At 36.6% G+C, this 20,940-nt stretch carries 19 protein-coding genes; 9 read left to right on the top strand and 10 right to left on the bottom strand.

The genetic code is table 11. The features are described 5' to 3' along the window. Window position 1: 1 nt before the first annotated feature. The 7 genes from flgK to BM380_RS11775 all read left to right on the top strand — a co-directional run bounded on the left by flgK (window position 2) and on the right by BM380_RS11775 (window position 10,644). Complete coding sequence (gene flgK, locus BM380_RS11805) at window positions 2-2,008, top strand: flagellar hook-associated protein FlgK (protein ID WP_090494486.1); 2,007 nt, start codon at window positions 2-4, stop codon at window positions 2,006-2,008. A gap of 2 nt (window positions 2,009-2,010) precedes the next feature. Then, window positions 2,011-3,270: a flagellar hook-associated protein FlgL gene (gene flgL, locus BM380_RS11800; RefSeq protein WP_090494484.1), complete on the top strand. Its 1,260-nt coding sequence runs from the start codon at window positions 2,011-2,013 to the stop codon at window positions 3,268-3,270. Window positions 3,271-3,543: 273 nt separating this feature from the next. Further along, complete coding sequence (locus tag BM380_RS11795; protein WP_090494483.1) at window positions 3,544-4,992, top strand: flagellin; 1,449 nt, start codon at window positions 3,544-3,546, stop codon at window positions 4,990-4,992. A gap of 217 nt (window positions 4,993-5,209) precedes the next feature. Beyond that, the gene (locus BM380_RS11790) at window positions 5,210-6,676 is read left to right on the top strand and encodes a flagellin (RefSeq protein ID WP_090494482.1); all 1,467 of its coding nucleotides are present in this window, start codon (window positions 5,210-5,212) and stop codon (window positions 6,674-6,676) included. 99 nt (window positions 6,677-6,775) lie between these two features. Continuing rightward, window positions 6,776-7,162 carry a flagellar protein FlaG gene (locus BM380_RS11785; protein ID WP_090494480.1) on the top strand — a complete coding sequence of 129 codons (387 nt, stop codon included), beginning with the start codon at window positions 6,776-6,778 and terminating at the stop codon, window positions 7,160-7,162. A 29-nt stretch (window positions 7,163-7,191) separates the two neighbouring features. Continuing rightward, window positions 7,192-8,616, top strand: a complete 1,425-nt coding sequence (gene fliD / locus BM380_RS11780; RefSeq protein ID WP_090494478.1) for a flagellar filament capping protein FliD — start codon at window positions 7,192-7,194, stop codon at window positions 8,614-8,616. A 12-nt stretch (window positions 8,617-8,628) separates the two neighbouring features. Continuing rightward, window positions 8,629-10,644: a motility associated factor glycosyltransferase family protein gene (locus BM380_RS11775; protein WP_090494475.1), complete on the top strand. Its 2,016-nt coding sequence runs from the start codon at window positions 8,629-8,631 to the stop codon at window positions 10,642-10,644. Between the two features lie 25 nt (window positions 10,645-10,669). On the opposite strand, the gene BM380_RS11770 is transcribed toward BM380_RS11775, so the two are convergent. Then, on the bottom strand, window positions 10,670-11,212 hold the full coding sequence (locus tag BM380_RS11770) for a GNAT family N-acetyltransferase (RefSeq protein ID WP_175527463.1): 543 nt from the start codon (window positions 11,210-11,212) through the stop codon (window positions 10,670-10,672). Window positions 11,213-11,314: 102 nt separating this feature from the next. Between BM380_RS11770 and BM380_RS11765 the strand changes: the two genes are divergently transcribed. Beyond that, window positions 11,315-12,646 (top strand): NAD(P)-binding protein, encoded by a 1,332-nt coding sequence (locus tag BM380_RS11765; protein ID WP_090494472.1) that lies wholly within the window; start codon window positions 11,315-11,317, stop codon window positions 12,644-12,646. Beyond that, window positions 12,636-13,313: a class I SAM-dependent methyltransferase gene (locus BM380_RS11760; RefSeq protein ID WP_090494470.1), complete on the top strand. Its 678-nt coding sequence runs from the start codon at window positions 12,636-12,638 to the stop codon at window positions 13,311-13,313. The genes BM380_RS11765 and BM380_RS11760 overlap by 11 nt, the downstream gene beginning before the upstream one ends. Here the strand turns inward: BM380_RS11760 and BM380_RS11755 are convergent. Genes BM380_RS11755 through BM380_RS11715 form a run of 9 tightly spaced genes read right to left on the bottom strand, consistent with a single transcriptional unit; the run spans window position 13,310 to window position 20,921 of the window. Then, on the bottom strand, window positions 13,310-13,999 hold the full coding sequence (locus BM380_RS11755; protein ID WP_175527462.1) for a WbqC family protein: 690 nt from the start codon (window positions 13,997-13,999) through the stop codon (window positions 13,310-13,312). The genes BM380_RS11760 and BM380_RS11755 overlap by 4 nt on opposite strands. Further along, window positions 13,983-14,993: a DegT/DnrJ/EryC1/StrS family aminotransferase gene (locus BM380_RS11750; protein ID WP_090494466.1), complete on the bottom strand. Its 1,011-nt coding sequence runs from the start codon at window positions 14,991-14,993 to the stop codon at window positions 13,983-13,985. Before BM380_RS11750 ends, BM380_RS11755 begins: the two co-directional genes overlap by 17 nt. Beyond that, the gene (locus BM380_RS11745) at window positions 14,990-15,439 is read right to left on the bottom strand and encodes an acyltransferase (RefSeq protein WP_090494464.1); all 450 of its coding nucleotides are present in this window, start codon (window positions 15,437-15,439) and stop codon (window positions 14,990-14,992) included. Before BM380_RS11745 ends, BM380_RS11750 begins: the two co-directional genes overlap by 4 nt. After that, on the bottom strand, window positions 15,432-16,493 hold the full coding sequence (locus BM380_RS11740) for an N-acetylneuraminate synthase family protein (protein WP_090494462.1): 1,062 nt from the start codon (window positions 16,491-16,493) through the stop codon (window positions 15,432-15,434). The genes BM380_RS11745 and BM380_RS11740 overlap by 8 nt, the downstream gene beginning before the upstream one ends. After that, a complete protein-coding gene (locus tag BM380_RS11735; RefSeq protein WP_090494460.1) occupies window positions 16,490-17,182 on the bottom strand; it encodes a class I SAM-dependent methyltransferase in 693 nt (230 codons plus the stop codon). Before BM380_RS11735 ends, BM380_RS11740 begins: the two co-directional genes overlap by 4 nt. Before the next feature lie 38 nt (window positions 17,183-17,220). Further along, entirely contained in the window at window positions 17,221-17,895 is a 675-nt protein-coding gene (locus BM380_RS11730; RefSeq protein ID WP_090494458.1) for a PIG-L deacetylase family protein, read from the bottom strand. Beyond that, window positions 17,892-18,878 (bottom strand): UDP-2,4-diacetamido-2,4,6-trideoxy-beta-L-altropyranose hydrolase, encoded by a 987-nt coding sequence (gene pseG / locus BM380_RS11725; RefSeq protein ID WP_090494456.1) that lies wholly within the window; start codon window positions 18,876-18,878, stop codon window positions 17,892-17,894. The genes BM380_RS11730 and pseG overlap by 4 nt, the downstream gene beginning before the upstream one ends. Beyond that, entirely contained in the window at window positions 18,878-20,164 is a 1,287-nt protein-coding gene (locus BM380_RS11720) for an aminotransferase class III-fold pyridoxal phosphate-dependent enzyme (protein ID WP_090494454.1), read from the bottom strand. Before BM380_RS11720 ends, pseG begins: the two co-directional genes overlap by 1 nt. Further along, window positions 20,157-20,921, bottom strand: coding sequence for a cytidylyltransferase domain-containing protein (locus BM380_RS11715; protein WP_016899224.1), 765 nt, complete (start codon window positions 20,919-20,921; stop codon window positions 20,157-20,159). The genes BM380_RS11720 and BM380_RS11715 overlap by 8 nt, the downstream gene beginning before the upstream one ends. Window positions 20,922-20,940: the final 19 nt, after the last annotated feature.

Below are 20,940 nucleotides of genomic sequence, written 5' to 3'. Positions count from 1 at the left end.
CATGTCGTTTAATTTATTAAATATTGCTAATTCAGGAATAAGAGCAAACTCTGAGTTATTGCAAACGACAAGTAAAAACATCGCAAACGTTAATACTGAAGGGTATGTACGAGAGCGCACTGAATTTACTACCATGATTGATAATCAGGTGGGCCGCGGTCAAACGTACCGGTTATTAAATGAGTTTGCACAAAAGCAATTAAACCGAGATACCTCAAATAAAAGCTTTTTTGATCAATTTGTTAGCGAGGCGAGTCGGGTTGATCAAATTTTTTCAGAAAAATCAAACAGCTTATCAACTAGTATCAACTCGATGTTTAACAACGTGCAAGAAGCACTTAACCAACCTTCATCTACGGTTGCTCGTTCATTGGTGATGAGTGATGCGCAAAATCTGATTGATCAAATGGACCGGCTTGCAGGTATTGTTTCAGAGCAAAAAGCAGTGGTTAATGAGCAATTAGAAATATTTTCTGAAGAGGCGAATACGTTAATCGAAAGTATTAGTTCGTTAAATCAAGAAATTGCGGGTGTTCATGGCACTAAAAACGAAGCAGATGCGAGCTCAGCTTACAATGAGCGTGATAAAGCAATACGTGATTTATCAAAACTAATTGATATAGAAACACTTGATGGCCCTAATGGTGAAAAACAAGTATTTATGGGCACAGGTGAAGCGGTTGTTATGCAAAATGGTTCATTTAACTTGTTTTCGATTAGTGGCGATCCCGATGCCAATTTTAAAGAGTTACGCTTAGATGTAAATGGTGGCCAAGCCGTTCCACTAGAAATAGATCCCACTAAACTCAAAGGTAAAATTGGTGGCTTATTGGCATTTAGAGACGATATTTTGGTGCCTGCACAAAATCAAATAGGTCAGATGGGCATTGCGCTTGCTGATTCGTTTAATCAGCAAAACCGTTTAGGAATGGATGCAAACGGTGAGCTTGGAGGAGATATTTTTGATATCCCAACGGTCAGTGCTTTTGTTTATCAAGCAAATACCGGAACAGCTAATATGTCAGCAACCGTTGAAGCTGGTAAAGGCAGTGAACTACCAGCGAGTGATTTTGTGATCACCTATACGGGGAACCCTAACGAAGTAAGTATTCAGCCTATTGATAATAAAAGTGAACCTTTAGGCACAGCCTCTTTAGCAACTATCCCACCCAGTGGCATTATCGATTCAGCCGCTATTACCAGCGGGGAGTCGTTTGGTTTAGAGCTAAACGTAACCGGAGCCGGTAATGCCGGTGACCAATTTCAGGTAAAACTTAATAGTGGCGCGGCAGGCAATATATCGCTGACAACAGGTCGGGGCGAAGACATTGCCTTGGCCTCTCCAATTAGAACAGCAGACGGGCTTGATAATACAGGCACTGGGACTATTTCACCGGGTGATGTGAGCGATGTAACTACCGGCAGTTTTACAAACCCTTTAGGCTTAGCAAATGGCCCTATTAGCATTGTTAAAACTGCTAATGCTAACGAATATCAACTTACTGATGGTAATGGTACAACCACGTTTACGGTTACACCGCCTGCTAACAATATTTTGGCGCAAGCGGGGCCTCCTTATGATGGCTATGGTTTTGACTTTAATATTGAAGGGGTACCGGCTACAGGTGATACCTTTAATTTAGAATTTAATGAAGGCGGTTTTGATGATAACCGCAACGGTCAAAAACTTGCTGACTTACAAAACACCGATTTAGTACGTCAAAATGTAGTAGCGAGCGCCTCAGCTGATAATCATAAAACATTGAATCAGGCCTATGCTGGGTTAGTAACCGATGTTGGTGTAGTAACCAGTCAAGCAAAAACCAATGGTGCTGCATTTGATGCTTTAGCACAACAATCAGAAGCCTGGTACGAATCGTTGTCGGGCGTAAACTTAGATGAAGAGGCGGCTAATTTGCTGCGTTTCCAGCAATCTTATGCTGCATCAGCTCAAGTATTAACAGCAGCGAGAGCTATTTTTGACACCTTATTGAGTGCGGCGAGGTAATTATGCGTTTATCAAATAATTTAATGTATCAAAGTCAAATTAATAAAATTTTAGACAATCAACAGGGCGTTGCAGGCGCTTTAGAGCGAGCAAATACAGGGCAAAAGTATTTGAGTACCTCTGAAAACCCTGCCGCTATATCGCAAGGGATGTTGTACACCAATAAAATAGAAACCAATGAGCAGTTAACTAAAAATATAAAGCAGCTAAATGGTCGCTTATCAACCGAAGAAAGCATACTTAAAGGTATGAACGACACTATTTTAGAGGCGCAAATGCTAACCATACGAGCGGGCAATGGCTCGTTAGGTCAAAGTGATTTAGCTTCAGTTGCTAGTGAACTAAAAGAGTTACAAAAATCGCTGCTTAACTTAATGAATAGTCAATCTGAAGGGGGGAAATACCTATTCTCTGGCTATCAAGACGATATTCAAACTTATACATTTAATAGCGCTAATGGCAAATACGAATACCAAGGCGATCAAGGCCAGCACGAAGTAACTATTGCAAAAGGCGTTGAGATCAAATCAAGCGATAATGGCTTCAATGTATTTGAACGCGTAGATGCACGACTAGATGTCGTTTCAAACGATGGAACGCCAACAGGCGGCATTACCGCTGGAACTGTTTATGTTCAAAATCAAGGTGAGTTTGATCGTTTTCATAAAGATAATTATAACTCAGACCCAGATCCGCTTATTTCTCCAACGATCAATACCTATAACGTTAATGTGATCCCTGGTGCGACCCCTTCATCGCCTGATCAGTATGAGATATTACGTGATGGTAATCCTCTTGTACCACCTGTGACTGGTGAAGTAACTGATGAGCCGATTGAATTTGCCGGTATGGAAATTCAACTTGAAGGTGTAGCACCGGGGCAGCTTGATTTTACCCTTGAGAAACCAAGCAAAGAAAATGTATTGAATACACTAGAAGATTTGATCATTAGCCTAAATGACGAACAACTTGATGGAGCGCAAATTAACCAAGCGTTATCAGATGGTTTAATTCAGCTTAAAAATGCCAGTGAGCAAATTGTGTTTACTCAGGCTGGACTTGGTGGGCGTATGAACGTGGTGGAGCGTGTGACCGATTCAAACAGTGCTTTAGATATTAATAATCAAGACAACAGAGCGAGCTTAATTGAAATTGATGCCGCTGAAGCCATTAGTGAACTCGCTAAACAGGAGGCAGGTTTAGACAGATCGATGGCGACTTTTGGTCGCTTGGCTAAACTTTCATTATTCGATTATTTATAAATACCATCCAAGGCAGGTTATTACTTTAAGAAAAATAGGTAATAACTTGCCTTAACGAAGCGGCAAAAAACTGTCACCCCCTTTTTATCTTCTGTCAAAAAATCGCTAACTTCTAATTTAAAGCCGCAATAAGTGTTATTTAGTTGTTTTAAAACATAAGGTTAATCTTTTTTTACTAGTTGGCACAACTAATGCATTTAGCTAGTTATAGAAAGTGTGGTTTTTGCTTAAATATTTTGAACCACATTCTGATTGAAACTAGGAGATGGTAAAATGGCTTTAAGCGTAAATACAAATGTTGCATCACTTAATGGGCAACGCAATCTATCTAAATCTAGCATGGCACTTGAAACCTCAATGCAGAGACTATCATCTGGTTTGCGTATTAATAGCGCAAAAGACGATGCTGCAGGTTTACAAATTGCCAACCGACTAACTTCTCAGGTTAATGGCCTAACAGTTGCTCAGCGTAATGCCAATGATGGTATTTCTATGGCGCAAACCGCTGAGGGTGCGATGCAAGAGTCTGCAAACATCTTACAACGTATGCGTGACTTATCACTGCAATCAGCGAATGGTTCAAACAGTGCGGTTGACCGTGCATCCCTGCAAAAAGAGGTCAGTGCACTGCAACAAGAGCTCACTCGAATTGCAGACACCACCAAATTTGGTGGCACCAGCTTACTTGACGGTACCTTTGGTACAAAACAATTCCAAGTGGGCGCAAACGCGAATGAAACCATTAATGTAAGCTTACGTAATGTAGCAGCAGATTCAATTGGTGCGCATGAAATTAAAGGGCCAGGCAACGCCGCAGATGCAAATACTAGGCTTGGCGATGTACAAACGGTTAACTTAGCAACCAACCATGGCACCAGTGCTGATACAGTTAACATTAATGGTACAGATATTGTTATTGCTGGTGGTTCTGGTGCGGCTGTAATTGCAGATACAATTAATAAGTCGGGTGCAGGCGTGGTTGCAGAGGCCAAAATTGATACGAGTTTTGCAGGTATTACCTCATCAAGTACGGGTGTTATTGAAATTAAAAAGAATGGCGCTGTAGAAAAGTCATTTGATTTAGGTACCTACGGTGGTGATATGGAGCGTTTAACTAGCGATATGCAGCAAGCTGGTTATGATGCTATTTACGACCCTGCAACAAAAGAAATTGCATTCAAAGCAACAGATGTTGATGGTATCGATATCACTGGAACTGATGTAAGTGGCTTTACAATAGGTGGTACTGCAGTAACAACAGTAGCTAACTCTTTTAGTGTTTCTGCAGAGTTAAACTTATCATCAGCAAATAAAATTGGTATTTCAGGTACAACTGCAAATCAGTTATTTGGTACAGGTACGGCAGCAATACAGTCAACAGGTGGTGCTAGTTCGCTAACAAGTATTGAGAGTGTGGATATTTCTGGTTCGACTTCGGAAGGTGCTCAAAATGCTATTAAAGCGATTGACGCTGCACTGGCGCAAATTGATGCACAGCGAGCTGACTTAGGTGCGGTACAAAACCGTTTTGGCTTTACTATTGCTAACCTTGCTAACGTATCTGAAAACGTGTCTGCTTCGCGAAGCCGTATTCAAGATACCGATTATGCGCTTGAAACCGCAACCCTAACTAAAAACCAAATAATGCAACAAGCGGGTACTACTATTTTGTCACAAGCAAACCAGTTACCACAGGCTGCATTAAGCTTGTTAGGTGGTTAATAATAATAAAAATAAAAAAAGCCAAGTATTTATACTTGGCTTTTTTGTTTGTATTTCAATCAACTAAAAGTTTTTACTGTTTTTTTTAAAAAAAAGCTAAAGGTAATTTTATAACAGCCGTTAACTTAACTAGAACGGAGCTTGAACAGATTTTTATTGTGATGGCTCTTGGTTAAAATCAATTAGTTACATTACGAAAGTAATCAGGAGTTATAACATGGCTTTATCAGTAAATACTAACGTTGCATCAATAAATGCACAAAGAAACTTATCAAAATCTAGCGATGCATTAGGCACATCAATGCAACGTCTTTCATCTGGTATGAAAATTAATAGCGCGAAAGATGATGCGGCTGGTCTTCAAATTGCTAACCGTTTATCTTCACAAATTAACGGTTTGGGTGTTGCTCAGCGTAATGCTAATGACGGTATCTCAATGTCGCAAACCGCTGAGGGTGCGATGACAGAGTCATCAAATATCCTACAACGTATGCGTGACTTAGCACTACAATCAGCGAATGGTTCAAATGATGCAGAGGCGCGTGCGGCTCTTCAAAAAGAAGTTGGTGCATTGCAACAAGAATTAACGCGTATCGCAGAAACAACTAAATTTGGTGGAACTAGCTTACTAGATGGTTCATTTGGTACTAAGCAGTTCCAAGTCGGTTCAAACGCTAATGAAACAATCAATGTAAGCCTTCGCGATGTATCAGCTGATGCAATTGGTGCGAATGTTATTACTGGTGGAGGTACGGCTGGTGGTACGGTAAGTTTAGGTGCTGCGATGACAGGTTCGCTTGCAGATAACCATAACACGACGGCTGACACATTAAATATTAATGGTGAAAGCATTGCAGTTACCGGTGGTCAAGGTGCTGCTGATATAGCAAAAACAATCAATGCGTCAAATGCTGGTGTGGTTGCAACTGCAAACCTTGAAACAGAAATAGTAGGTATTGATTCAGGCGCTAAAGCGGTATTGCAAATTGGTGATGATAAATATGACTTAGGTACCTACGGTGGTGACATGGAGCGTCTAGCTAAAGATATGCAGGCAGACGGTTACGATGCTATTTATACTAAAGTTGAAGGTGGTGATGATAAAATCGCTCTTAAAGCAACTGGTGTAAATGGTATTGATGTTTCGACTGCTGCGGCTACAGCTGGCTCAGGTTCATTTACAGTTGGTGGTAAAGCCGTAACATCTGCAGCAGCAAATTTAGCGGTAAGTGTTTCGTCTGAGTTGAACTTAAGTTCAGCAAATAAAATAGGTATTTCAGGCAAAACAGCTAATGAACTATTTGGGTATGCGGGTACAACAGCTGGGACTGCAATTACATCAACGGGTGGGACAAGTGCTTTAGTAAGTGTTGAAGATGTAGATATCTCAGGCGCAACGTCTAAAGGTGCACAAGATGCAATACAAACTATTGATGCAGCCCTAGCGCAGATTGATGCTCAACGTGCTGATTTAGGTGCTGCCCAAAATCGCTTTGGCTTTACTATAGCCAACCTTGCAAACGTATCAGAAAACGTATCGGCTTCTAAAAGCCGTATAGAAGATACCGATTACGCTGCAGAAACTGCTAAACTGACTAAAAACCAGATTATGCAACAGGCTGGTACAACAATTTTAGCTCAGTCTAACCAGTTACCACAGGCAGCACTTAGCTTATTAGGTTAATTTAACAATAAGCTCTATACTTTAACTACTAAGGAAGGGGCAACCCTTCCTTTCTTGTATAGGTATAAAGCTTTTATCGCTTTATAGTAGGAGCGAATTATGGAAACGCAAAATTTAAATCTAAATATCAGCTCAGCGCAAAAAGGTGAGGTTACCTCAAGTTATCAAGCCCCATCTCAAGTTAAGCAAAATGTTGATGAGCAGAAGAATACAACCACCCCTGCTGCTGCAAGTAATAATGAAGTCTCTAAAACTGAATTGTCACCTGAAAAGCTAGAAAAGGTGGTACAGCAATTGCAGGATTTTATGGGCGAAATGAACCGCAGTCTTCAATTTAAAGTAGACGAAGACTCTGGCCGTAACGTAATCAAGGTTATCGACAAAGAGAGCGGTGATTTGGTTAAGCAATATCCGTCAGAGGAAGTGTTAGGTATAGTGGCCAAATTGGCAGAAGCCACGGGTGTATTGGTCGACTTTAAAGTTTAGTTTTTCAGTAATTTAAGAGGGTAATTATTATGGCTATTTCATTTACAGGTATAGGTTCAGGACTTCAAGTAAACGAAATTGTAAGTGCTTTAGTCAATGCTGAAAAATCCCCTTATCAAGCTCGAGTAACAAAACAGCAAGCTAATTTCACGACTGATATATCTGCGGTGGGCACATTAAAAGCGTCTTTAGAAGAGCTGAATGGATCATTGGAGTCACTAGCCTCTGTCGAGGAGTTTCAAAAGAGAACAATTAGCGGTAGTGATGAATTTGTTTCTTTAAGTTCTGAGAAAAACGCGCAAACCAATAACTACTCTATTAAAGTTAATAGTTTGGCCGAAAACCACAAGTTAACCTCAAGTGCCATAGCAGGTGATGAGGCTGTGGGTGAGGGTAAGCTAACCATTAGTTCAGGTAGTAATAATTTTAATATTGATGTGTTAGATACAGCAACCCTTGCTGATATTCGTGATGCTATTAATAATTCTACCGATAACGACTCAGTTAATGCCACTATTATTACCGATGACACGGGGCAGCGGTTAGTATTATCAAGTAAAGAAACCGGCGCCGAAAACGCGATAAAAATTGTAGTTGATGATGTCTCTGATGGCAACAATACAGACGCCTTGGGTTTATCTCGTCTTGCGTATGACAGCGATACAGCATCAGCAACTTACGCTGAAAACCTAAACGAAGTAACTGCAGCGACGGATGCCTCAATTACGATAGATGGTACGCTTGTTGCGACGAGCAGTACAAATGAATTTAAAGATGTCATTGAGGGCGTCACCATTAATGCCAAAAAAATGCATGGAACTGACGATGATTTAAGTAAAGCCGTAATAACAGAAAATAATAAAAATATTACAGCTGGTTTGAACTCATTTGTAGACAAATTTAATGCTTTTATTGATTTATCTAAGCAATTAGGACGCTCAAGTGCTGAAGAGGGCGTAGGGGCGCTTGCTGGTGACTCATTATTAAGAGGGTCTGTAAACCAGGTGCGCTCATTGTTAACCTCAGAATTTAGCACGGGAAATGGTAATACCGATTTTTTAGCTAATTTTGGTATTAGAACGGAGCGCTCAGGTAAATTAAGTATTGATTCAGAAGCATTAAAAGCTGCGATAGAAAAGGATCCTCAAGCCTTACAAACTTTTTTTGTCGGTGAAAATGATGGTGATGGTTTTGTTGACCAGTTAGACACAGTCATTAAAGGTTATACGGCTTCTGATGGAATTATTAGTTCACGTATTGAAGGGCGCGAATCACAGCTTTCTAAACTAGAAACTGATGTAGAAAAATTTAATATTCGTATGGCCAAATATGAAGAACGATTATATAGCCAATATAATGCAATGGATTTATTAGTGGCTAATTTAAATTCAACAGGCAGCTATTTACAACAACAACTAGCTAACCTTCCTGGGGTGGTTAAAAAATCAAGTTAAGCGGAGTGAAATTTGGACGCTAATCAACAAGAATTAACAAAAATGATGTTGCAAGCAACCCTGCTTGCAAATTTAGCTCTTTTAAAAGAGCAAATGCCTGCTATTTATGATGTATTTAGAGATTACACGCCAAGCGATACTGGAGTTGCTATTGATGAGGCAAGTAATATAAACCTTTATAATAAAGATAAATTTGTATATCAAGAGAACCCAAAAGACTTTGCACATAAACAAGTGGCTGAGTTTTTAGCTGAGCCACTTTACTTTAAATTTATAATACAACATCAAGATGACGACAGTATTGTTTTTGAACATGCAGCTCTTTTAAAATCAATTTACAACGTACGAAAAGCTGAAACAGACAATAAAATTAACAATCCAGCAGAGGAAAAACGCCTAGATTTTGTGTGTGTTTTAGGGGGAGGGTTAGGCTACCAAATTGAAGAATTATTTAATAAAAAAGATGTGCTAAACGTGCTCTTATTTGAGCCAAGTAAAGATACTTTTTACGCGTTACTACATTGTATAGAATTAAAACCACTATTTGATAAATGCACAGCTAATGGCGGGCAGTTTTCAATACGAGTGGGTGGCAGTGAGGACGGTGTAATTAACGAAATCTCTAAGATTTTATTTGAAAACGGACACTTTAATATCAGCCAAGTACTATTCTTAAAGCATTATGATAGCCCATTGATTGAAAAAACGGTTGAGCGTATTAGAGGTATTGGTCACCGTTGGGCTGCGGGCTGGGGTTTTTTTGAAGATGAAATAATTGGTATATCTCACACTCTGGCTAATCTAAATGCTAAGTTTCCAGTATTGAAAAAGCCTGAGTTAGTAAATAATTCCTTGCGTCAACATCCTGTATATATTGTTGCTAATGGACCGTCCTTGGACTCCGCAATTGAGTTTTTAAAAACCAATCAAAATAACATCATCATAATTTCTTGTGGTACTGCATTAAGAGCTTTGCTTAGCAATAATATTAAACCTGATATTCACATTGAAATGGAGCGAACTGCAGGTTTGCTAGAGTGGGTTGAGTCGATTAATCGTACTTCTGGGTTAACAATTAAACTTGATGAAATAAATATTATTGCACTGAACACCGTATACGATAATATTTTAAAACGTTTTAAAAGTGCACATTTGTTATCAAAAGTAAATGATGCAGGCGGTCGCCTTATTCGAGCATTGGATACAAAAAAACAGTTTACTTACCCAGATTATAGTAATCCTACAGTATCAAATACAGCACTTGCTACAGCTATTGAGTTAGGTTTTGAGGATGTATATTTAGTTGGTATTGACTTGGGTTTTGAATCTAAAGAGCATCACCATTCTAAACACAGCATATATTTTGATAATGATTTTAAGCATAAAAAAGTAGTTGAAAAAGGTATTGAGGGTGCATTTGTTGTTAAAGGTAACTTTACCGAAGAGGTTTTTACAACCTCTATATTTGACTCATCAAAGGGTAACTTAGAGTTACTACTCCAAAAAAACCTCAATGTTAAAGTATTTAATACGGCCAATGGTGCTTTTATTAGATATACAGAGCCTAAACACATAAAAGATATTAATGACATAAAAGCTATCGCTAATAAGCAAGATAGAATAGCTTCCTTATTAAATAAAGCGACATCTTTGGAGCAACTATCGCCATATAATATTGAATCGAAAATGGATGTGATAAAAAGTAAAACTAAATATGCTTTAGAGCAATTATTGGCTTATACATCAGTGAGTTTTAACTCAAGGGAGGAACTTGCAGATATATTCAACATTCAAAATAAATCATTGTTAACCTTAAAAAATGGAAACGCTGACGATATAGTAGTGTATTGGCTAATTCAGGGCTCTTTTAGGTACTTTCAAGCATATATAATGACAAGTAGTTACTACTATAGTGATTTAGAAAAGCGTGCAGGGTTCATAAATGCATGTGTTGATGCCTTTAATGAGCATATGAAGGGTATTTACCTAGAATTTATTGAAAATTATAATAAACCATCAAAAATTTGATTCTTAAAACTTAACGTTTATAAATTTAGACGTTAAGTTTTTTATTTTCTATCGAGACATATACCAAATCACTATATTTATCTTGAAATAAAAAATGATTTTTTCTAATCCCATCTTTTTTATATCCAGCTTTTATAAAAGCTTTGGTACTAGCTGTATTTTCTGCATATGCTCCAGCACTTATTTTATAAAGGTCTAACTGCTCAAATGCAAATTTGGTAATAGTATTGATTGCCTCGACTGCAACCCCTTTACCCCAAAAGTTAGTATCACCAATAAACAAGCTGATATCGCCTATTTTGTGATTATTATTGATAGGCCCGAGTTTTATATTACCTATGTGCTCATTTCCTTCAATAGTTCTTATTGCAAATAAATATTCGTTGTTGGTATTTAAAGATTTCTGAATGTAATCACTGATTGACTCAATTGACTGAGTTTCAAACCTTGTTTCCAAAAACTGATTTACTTGAGGGTTATTGAGCCAAGATAAATATTTAAGGCTAACATCTTCTAAAGTTAATGAATTTAAATAAATTAATTGATTATTATCGTTAGTTAATTTCATAGGGTTTCTCTGCATATTACTTTTCTAAAGTGCTATATTTTTATAGTAAAATACTGTTTTATGTTAATTTAGAGTATACATCGATTTTAAGGAATTGAACTAATGAAGTGGATCATTATTGGTGGCGGGTTCAAAGGAATTATTACTGCGGTAATACTTTTAAAATATAATCAAGAAGTCACTATAATCGAATCTGGTTCGGCTTTAGGAGGTCATTTAAAAGGGATAAAATGGAATGGATATAATTTAGATTTGGGGTGCCAAATATTCGACAATAGCAACAGTGATATTACGCGCTTTTTATTCGATATATTAGGTAGTAATGTTAAGCCTATCGATGTTTTATATGCAGGTGTGACAAATAATCATTGGAGTAAGAACTACACGGTACCTGATTTATCTCATGAAGAGAGTTTAAAGGCTCAAATAAGTGATGAGATTAAAAATTTAAAGTCTCTACCGTTACAAGAGTCAGAAACGTTAGAAGAGTATTTACATCATAGATTTGGGAAAACCGCTGGAGAATTACTTTGCAAAGCAGCAGATAAAAAATTAGGTATTGCCCCTAATCTATTATCTTCACAAGCAAAGGATATATTGTTTTTTGAGCGGGTTAAAGTTTTTAACGAAGATATATCAATCAACTTAAAAGAAGACCCTTTTTATGATGAACGGCTTGCTGTTTTTAGTCATTCAGACCCCATGAAGTACTATTCTGAGGCTGCAAAGGACTATAAATATAGAAATTTTTATCCGAAAGTGGGTGGAATGTCTAGTTTTAGCGAGCAGGCTGAAGATTTTTTAATCAGAAATGGTGTGGAGATAATCTATTCAGATGAGATAGATTCCGTTTTAGAAAACTTACTGGTGACCAAAAAAGGTTTAACATTATCTTTTGAACGATTAGTGTGGTCTGCAGATGTTGCTTCTTTAGAAAACAAGTTGCTCGCCCGAGATGTCATTCATGATTATGTTTATTCTTTACCTATGGTATTAGTATATTTTGAGGTATCAGTTAAAAATTTAGGTCCTTATACTTACATTCATGACCATAGTACGGATACTTATATTTTTAGAGCTTCAACAGCGGGTCTTTATAGCGGCCAGATAATCAATGACAAAACATATATTTGCTGTGAAATCCCTACATCATTAGGTTCGGCTATATGGGATAACCCGGAATTGTATCTTGAGAGTATTTGGCAAGAAGTTTGTGATCTTAATGTGTGTAGTGGAGAATTACCTGAAACCTTTAAAATTTTAAAAGCACCTAGAACATTCAGCCTTCCATTAATTGGTTACAGCCCAGTTTATGAGCAACTTAAAATAGACTTAAGTAATAAAATGCCTAATTTATTTTTTATTGACCCTTTAAAAACATCACTAACGGATATATCAGATACTATATTAAAGGAGTTAAAGTATGACTGCTGATAATAGATTTTGGAATAGCGTATATCAAAGTGGGCAAGAAAATCGCTATCCATGGGATTATATAGTGAGTTTTATTTATAACTTCAAACCCAATATAGAAGCAAGTAAAACGAATATATTAGAGTTAGGTTGCGGCACAGCCTGTAACCTTTGGTTTTGTGCTAGGGAAGGGTTTAATGTTTATGGCCTTGACTACTCATCACATGCAATTCAAAAGTGTGAGGAGCGATTTCAAGCAGAAAAGCTTACTGGAGAGTTCAGGTGTGGGGATTTTACTAAAATACCTTGGGCAGATTCGACCTTTCATTTAGTTTTGGATAGGGGGTCTCTAACATGTGCGAGCTTTACTGAGATTACAAATGCATTTGATGATATTTTTCGAGTTTTAAAACCTGGTGGTCGTTTTATTTTTTCACCTTATGCTCGAACACATACAAGCGCTTCGAGTGGGGTTTATAAGCAAGAAACACGGCTAGTTAGTAATATTGACGCAGGAAGTTTGCAGGGAATTGAACAAATCTGTTTTTTTGATGAGAAACAAATTTACGAAGTCATAGGCAATAAATGGAACATTCTTGATATTGAATTACTAACCAAAGAAAAATTGCACGAAAATATGAAGTCTATCCATGCAGAATATCACGTAGTATTAGAAAAGCCTTACTAGGAGTTATTAGATAATATAGCAAGGCTGTTATCACCATGATTCATTATCAGATCTAATATGCTGAGATTGGAATTAAAAGCTTCACTTAACTGTGAGTACTTTGGGTGATTATAATCATGAAATGAAATTGAAATATTGTTTTCATAAAATTTGTCTAGGTCAATATAATCTCTTCCATAAGGGCCTGAAATGTAGTGGCATGCGTTGGTTTTGATACAGATTTCAAGTATTAAGTCTGATTTAGACTCTTTTAGATCAAGAGATGAGCTAAATAATATTGGGGTTTTGATACGAAGAGCGTTCAAGAAAAATGTTAGCTGGTCTTTGAGCAAATCATTAAGCTTGGTGTATTTCTTTTTATAGATAAGTTCCAATTCGTCTCGATATCTACAGAAGTATGGCGCTTTACTGTAGTTAAGCAAAATTGTTTTCCAGTGTTTTTTCTGCCATTGGCTAACATGATCTATTTCAACAGTATTTATCTCAAGATTACCGAACTTCCCCTTTGTAGACACCGGAACAGTTAATAAAATCGGATGATTAACGCTGTTTATTTTGTTGCGATTTACCATTGAGTTTTTTTCAAATTGGACATGATCTAAGACTACATGGAGATCACTTTTCTCAATTCTATCGAAGTAACCCAACCACGGCAGATAAGCTGGCTGATTAATAGATATTTTCATTAAACTCTCCGATAACACTCGCAATTTTACAAGCATCGTTTTTTGATAGTGTCGGGTACAAAGGAATTGAAACAGTTGAATTACTCAGTTTTATTGCGTTTTTGGTTGTTTTACTTAGCAACTCCCACTCTTCTATAGGCACAATTGCACTTATCTTATTATCATGTAGATGTCTTATAAGTTTACTTGCATCAGGCGTTTTTACAACGGCTCTATAGCGTACACTTCCTTTATTTGGGGATTCAATTAAATTTAAGCCCATGGAATGATATATATCCCAAATTTCATTTCTTTTTTGTAAAAACTCAGGAAATTCTTCAAGTTGTGCTAGTCCAACTGCAGCTTGTATTTCTGTTATTGAAAAGTTGAAACGAAATGAAGCATCTTTACGCATATCAAAGTTTATAAAATCTCTTGAAAAGTCTATTAGATCTTTATTCTTAGAAACTAACATTCCACCTTGGCCGCCAGAGGTAATTAGTTTAGTTGCATAGAAAGATAAAATACCTATATCTCCTATTGTACCCAGACTTTTATCCCTAAATTTTGCGCCTAGAGACTGAGCGCAATCTTCTATTATGCTGCCTTTAAAATCTGGAAGAGGGTTCGAAATTCCAAATAAATAGGGATTTATAAGTATATCGCTTTGGCTGTCGGTTAATTCTTTTTGATCAATCTTTAACGAGTCACCTTCAATATCACAAATATGAACTAGGCTATTACTTAAGGTGCATGCGTTTCTTAGTGAGCTGCACACAAATGACGGTATAGCTACTTTTTTATTTTGTGCATCAAGTGCCTGCAATGCGATAAATAGTGCAGCAGAGCCACTTGTAACCGCAACGGCATGTCCATTTGGGAGCCCTAATAAATCACAAATTCCATTTTCAAATCTCTCTGTATATGAGCCATTAGAAAGTCGACGAGAATCGAGTACGTCATTGACGTAGCATTTTTCATTTTTACTGAACGATAATTTATTATGAGGGATCATACGATTTTTAGTTTGTCTTTATAATAGTATTCTTTAACCGTCATAGGGTTACCAATTATTAATGAGTATGGAGGATATTCTCCAGGTTCAACAATAGTTCCTGCAGCTATAACACTATGATGACCTACTATGGCCCCCCCTTTAATAACGCAATGAGAGCCAATAAAAACATTGTTACCTATTTCTATTGGTTTTCTTTCTATTTCTTTCTCTATTCCAATACAAAGTTTATGTGAGTCTGCCGAGTTAATTGATACAAATGAGGCAATATCACAGTTATCACCAATCTTAACCTTTGTTTTGGTTGCATTAACTTCAGAAAATCCTCCAATATATACATTCTTACCAATAATTGGATCGCCATTTATCCATGTTAAAGGGTGGAACTTGTTTTTTTTTATATGAGTATGCTCAGAAAAAAGTTTAGCGAACATTTTTTTAAACATTACTAAAGTCTCCAAATTCAATAAGTTCTGTTTTTAGTATATTTTTAGTCGCTTTAAGACCCACTATCTTATCAAAAGTGGATGGAGGTAAGCCGTTACCAGGACGTCTCAATCCGATATTATCTATTGTTAGTAATTCGCCATTTTTAATATCTTTTAATGCAACAACTGAACGCCTAGCAAGACTTTTCATTTCTTGCTCTGATTTGGTTGGTGCAACTAATGAACTTCCCAGCATTATATGAGCTGTACGGATTGATTGGCACCAATGCGCCAAGCTTTCTGGGTTTTCCGAAAACCAATGGTCTGGACCTGGGTAGTCATTGTCTAATGTAAAGTGCTTTTCAAATACCACTGCACCAAATGCAACCGCCAAAGAAGAAGCTAATGGACCCTGAGTATGATCAGAAAATCCTTTAATGATATTTGGAAAAGTACTTTCTAAAGTATGTAACTTATTTAAGTTTACATCATTTGGTGGTGTTGGATATTGTGAAGTACATAGACATAGAATGACCTTGGCAGAAGGATTATGAATGGCATCAATTGCCTCTAGTGCATAGTATACATCAGCTAAATTAGCCATCCCACATGATAAAATCATTGGAAGGTTTGCTTTTTTATATTCTTTAAGTAAAGGTATGTTTGTAAAATCATCTGAACCAACCTTTATCGCATCAATACCAATTGACAGAAGTAGATCTAAATCACTAACGTTTTGTGGTGTTGAAAGAAAGCAAATTGAGTTTTCATCACAGTATTTTTTAAGTTCTTGCCATTGCTCTTTGGTGAATTCATAGCGGCTAAACATACTCAGCATGGACTCAGTGACTTCTTTACCCTGAGAAGTGTACGTAAACATTTGCTGTGGATCTCCACAAAACTCAGATGCTTTAAATGTTTGAAATTTTACTGCATCGCATCCAGCTCCTTTGGCTGCAAGTATCATTTTTTTTGCTATGTTTATATCACCGTTATGATTTATACCGGCTTCAGCGATTATGAAAGGGTCACCTGCTTTAAAAATGTTTTTTTTGCCAATCTTAATTGTCATATTTGAACCTTTTTGATTATAACTCGCCACTCAGCTTGAATGTTATTAGCTGGTTGTTTCAAATCAGTTGACTCAACCAAATTTAATTGAATAATTTCCCACTTCGGGCTTTGGAATAAATTGCTGATATCACTAAATGTTAAAAAACTTACCTGGCCTACATCCGTAAGAGTGCCTGCAATTATATTTTCAATTGTTTCGCTTTTTTTATTATAGATTCCATTAGAAGCACTTGAATGAGAATCAGCGAAAGCACAAAACAAAAATAGTCCTTCATTTTTTAATACTCTGTAAATTTCATCCACCGCTTTGTATATACTCGATCGGTCGGTATGTGTAATAGCGCATCTATCAATTGCAAAATTGAAAAAACAACTCTCATAAGGAAGCTCAATAAAATTTCCAACGTCAAAGTTACCTATTAAATTTTCTTGCTTGAATCTATGTTTTGCAAAATTTATGGCGCTAGTACTTGCATCTATTCCAGATACATTGAATCCCTCTCTGGCAGCAAACCATAGGTTATTACCAGCACCGCATCCAACCTCAATCACATTTTGCTGACTTCTTGGGATATTTCTAAGTTGTTTATTAAATAAAAAAGATACAACGGCATCAAAAGGGTAGAGATTTAAATGATTCCCCTTTGAATAGATATCTTCCCATATTGAATCAAAAGAACTGGACATATGTTTTCAACTTATTTAAATTTTATTTTTTAATCTAGCTAACAATCTATAAAACGCTCAATGTAAAACGCTTCTGCAAGTGCTATTCCCACACTCATGCCTCTAAATTTAGCTATTGCATTTATATTATCAATACTTCGAGTATGGGGGGCTTCATGCATTTCTTCTTGGTAAACTGATAGTGCACTTATTTTTAAACTGAATTCATCTTCGATCGAATTATAATAATTTGGTTTAAAAGCACTAAAACTATGGCTTGCCCATTCAGTACTAGAAACTGTTTCCAAGCAAAAAATTTGCTTAACAGATTGTTTTGGTTGTGGTCTGCAAGCAGTTAATACAGCATCATGCGTTATTCGATGATCAATATTTAAATCGCCAAAGAAATGAGTATAAATACGCGTAATAAACTTTCCATTCAAAAATGACTCTATGGCTTGAGTAATCTCCAAAAGTGGAACTGTGTCAAACTGGTTATCAGGGAAATCAAGTAAAGTTAAGTTTTCTTGTTTTACACCAAGGCAATTAGTTGCTTTAAAAAATGCTGTACGTCTATTCTCTATATCTGTAGTGTTATGTTTTATACGAGAACTTACGCCGTTAGAAAGTGCTAATATATAGACCTCATCGCCTTGCTTAATATGTTTTGCTATCGTTGCACCACAGCCGAGTGTTTCGTCATCTGGGTGAGCGATAATAACAGCTATTTTCATGTGTTATTCTCTAGTGTGGTGTGAATAAAATTGGCTATTTTATATTTGCCCTTTCCATCGCATATTTTTTTTGCATTTGAAGTCAGTTTATCTTTCATTTTTTCAACTAGTGCAATTGATTGCTCTAATTTTGGGATTGTTGCTAAAATTGCAGAGTCTTTAGATTGAAATAAGCTTATATTACCATCTTGGTTATTTGCTGTTTTAACCATAATTATGGGTTTACCCATAACAGCCGCTTCTAGCAGCATTGTTCCTGGAGCAGTAATAATCACTTTTGATAATTGCATCAGTTTTGCTAAATCAGTGGGGGCATGATGCCATGAAATTATAAGCTCTGTCTGTTCTAAAAACATTTTGAGCTCTTCTTTATGATAATAACCTTGCCCTGTTATTAAGCAAATAACACCTTTATATTCAACTGAATTTAGATATATGAGTGAATGGAGGCTGTAGTTATTAGGATCTGAAGCACCAAAACAAATAAAAATATCATAGCCGTTTTCATTCGTTTGCTGGCTGATCAAAAACTCGTCTCTAATAATTGCGAATTGAGGACCAAGTAAAAGCTTAGAGTGTTTGGGCACAAGCTTTTTATAAGCGCTTAGCCTAGACTCTGATGCCGTATCAATTAATAAATCACAAAGATGTGCTCTATCAGCTAGATCATCAATTATAACTGTATAATCAGCTATTAATTGTTGCTCCCATTGAATATCGATTTCATAATGGTCAATTAAAATACTTTTTATATTATATTGTTTAAGTATTTGGTTGGTTTCTTTAAGTCCATTGTTTGCTGTAGATACTTTTAAATAACTAACTAACTGGCTCTTTAGTAAAGATTTCGCTAAAGCAGACTCTTTTACAATGAATCTAATTTTTATATTTTTTTCGGCTAAAGTGTTTGCTAACTCTAAACAGCGCATCAAATGGCCGGCACCGATTAATTCGTTGGCATCTGTTCTTATGGCTAATTGCATTATCTCACCTTAAAAACGGGCTCTAATAGTTTACCTTTAAAAATATCATACAAATTTTGCGTTTCTATTGTATTTTTTAAAATAAAAATAACTTCATCGTATGCATTAAGTAATTTCTCTATATCATCATGTGTATGGGCAAAGCTAAGGTTATGACTACCACCAATTAAAATACCTCTAGTGCACATCTCTTGAATAAATAAAGATTTTAGCTCTAATGAGGAATATTTTTGAGTGTCTTTAATAATAATAAAAGACCATGACGGATGACCTGCAGTGCTCAGCCAATCTTTTACATCGTGTTTTTCTATTAATTTATTAAGCTCACAAATTAATTTTTCACCTAAAGTGTGAATATGTGTCAGTACTCTTTCTTGCTGCATTTTTTTTAATGTTGTTTTTGTAGCAACTAAAGACATGGTTTCCCCCGCAAAGGTGCCGGAAAAGAAAATGTCTTCCATCAATGACATTATTTCTTTCTTTCCAACAATAGCTGAAATAGGGAATCCGTTTGCCATGCCTTTGCCAAAGGTTGCTAGGTCAGGTGTAATATTAAATAAGCCTTGAGCACCATGTAGATCAAACCGAAAACCGGTAATTGTTTCGTCAAAAATTAGTACAGAGCCATGTTTTTTACAAAGTGCTTGTACTCCTTCAAGAAATCCAGCTTCTGGAAAGGCTATATTCATTGGCTCCATAATTACAGCAGCAAGCTGTTCAGGGTATTCAGTAAAGAGCCTTTCTAATGAGCTAAGGTCATTGTATGTAAACGTATGGGTAAGCGCTCTAACACACTCAGGAACACCTAAATTTCTGGTTGTTGAGCCAATATACCAATCTTGCCAACCATGATAACCACAGACAGCAACATGCTCTCTTTTTGTATAAGCTCTTGCTAGTCGAATAGCAGCAGATGTTGCGTCACTGCCATTTTTACCGAAACGCACCATTTCAGCGCAAGGTATTAGCTTTGTGAGTTCTTCGGCGACTTCCATTTCTAACCTATGAGGAAGGGAGAAAGTGATCCCTGAGCTAAGCTGGCCTATAACAGCTTGATTTACATCAGCATCACAGTAGCCTAAAGAAACAGAAAGTAAGCCATTCACAAAGTCAATATACTCATTATTATCTGCATCCCACACTTTAGAACCTAAACCTCGTTCAATAAATAAAGGTGCTGCATTTTGTGGGAACGCAATTCTACTCTTACTAAAAGTTTGGGAACCTAGAGGAATGGTTTTTTCAGCTCTATGTAGCCACTCCGCTGAATTAGTGTAATTATTCATAGCCTTCTTCTTTATCTTGTTTTAATGATTTAACCATTCCCTCATTTCGAGCAATTTGGGAGTTTAATAAGTTCAGCTCTGGTTTATGCGATAACAATTCCAGTATATCTTGATAATTAAAATTAGGCTTTTTTACATATAAATTTTCATATATTGATGAAATCAACTCAAAGTCATTGGGTTCGTCAACAGTCCATCTATAGGCAGAGAGGTCTTGCTCACTTTGGATATTCTGTAACTTATACTTATCAGGGTGACTTGTTATATAAGGTGTTACGTGTTCTAGCTCAGAAGGCTTTTCTGCATATTTATAAGCGTTATGTAAGGCCTTTTTACTGATCACTTCAATATCGAGACCATCAGGGTATGTGGCTACTAAGCAGTTTGAAGTATAATCATTGTTGTTTTTTAAATGACTATTAATGACATAGTCCATGAGCTCAGGGTCAATCACTGGGCAGTCAGCTGTTATTCTAACGATAGCATCACAAGGGTAATTGAGTTCAGCATGAAAGTACCGGCTGAGAACATTGCTTAAACTTCCTCTAAAGCATAATAAATTATTCTCATTGCATAACTGTTCAATAATGTCGTCACTTTCATCAGTACTTGTGACAATAACTAGGTTGTCTACTAATTTTGCTCGTTGTACACGCTTAGCTTGTTGAATAAACATAGGTAAACCTTGGAGGTTCTTTAAAACTTTATTAGGTAAGCGTGTTGATCCTGTCCTAGCTTGCATGAAAGCATTTATCATATTTTTAATCCTAGCGCTT

It is taken from the genome of Pseudoalteromonas sp. DSM 26666 (assembly GCF_900116475.1).
In the GTDB taxonomy this organism is placed as follows: Bacteria; Pseudomonadota; Gammaproteobacteria; order Enterobacterales; family Alteromonadaceae; genus Pseudoalteromonas; species Pseudoalteromonas tetraodonis.
The sequence above is the reverse complement of the archived record's forward strand: the minus strand, read 5'-3'. Positions and strand labels throughout refer to the sequence as shown.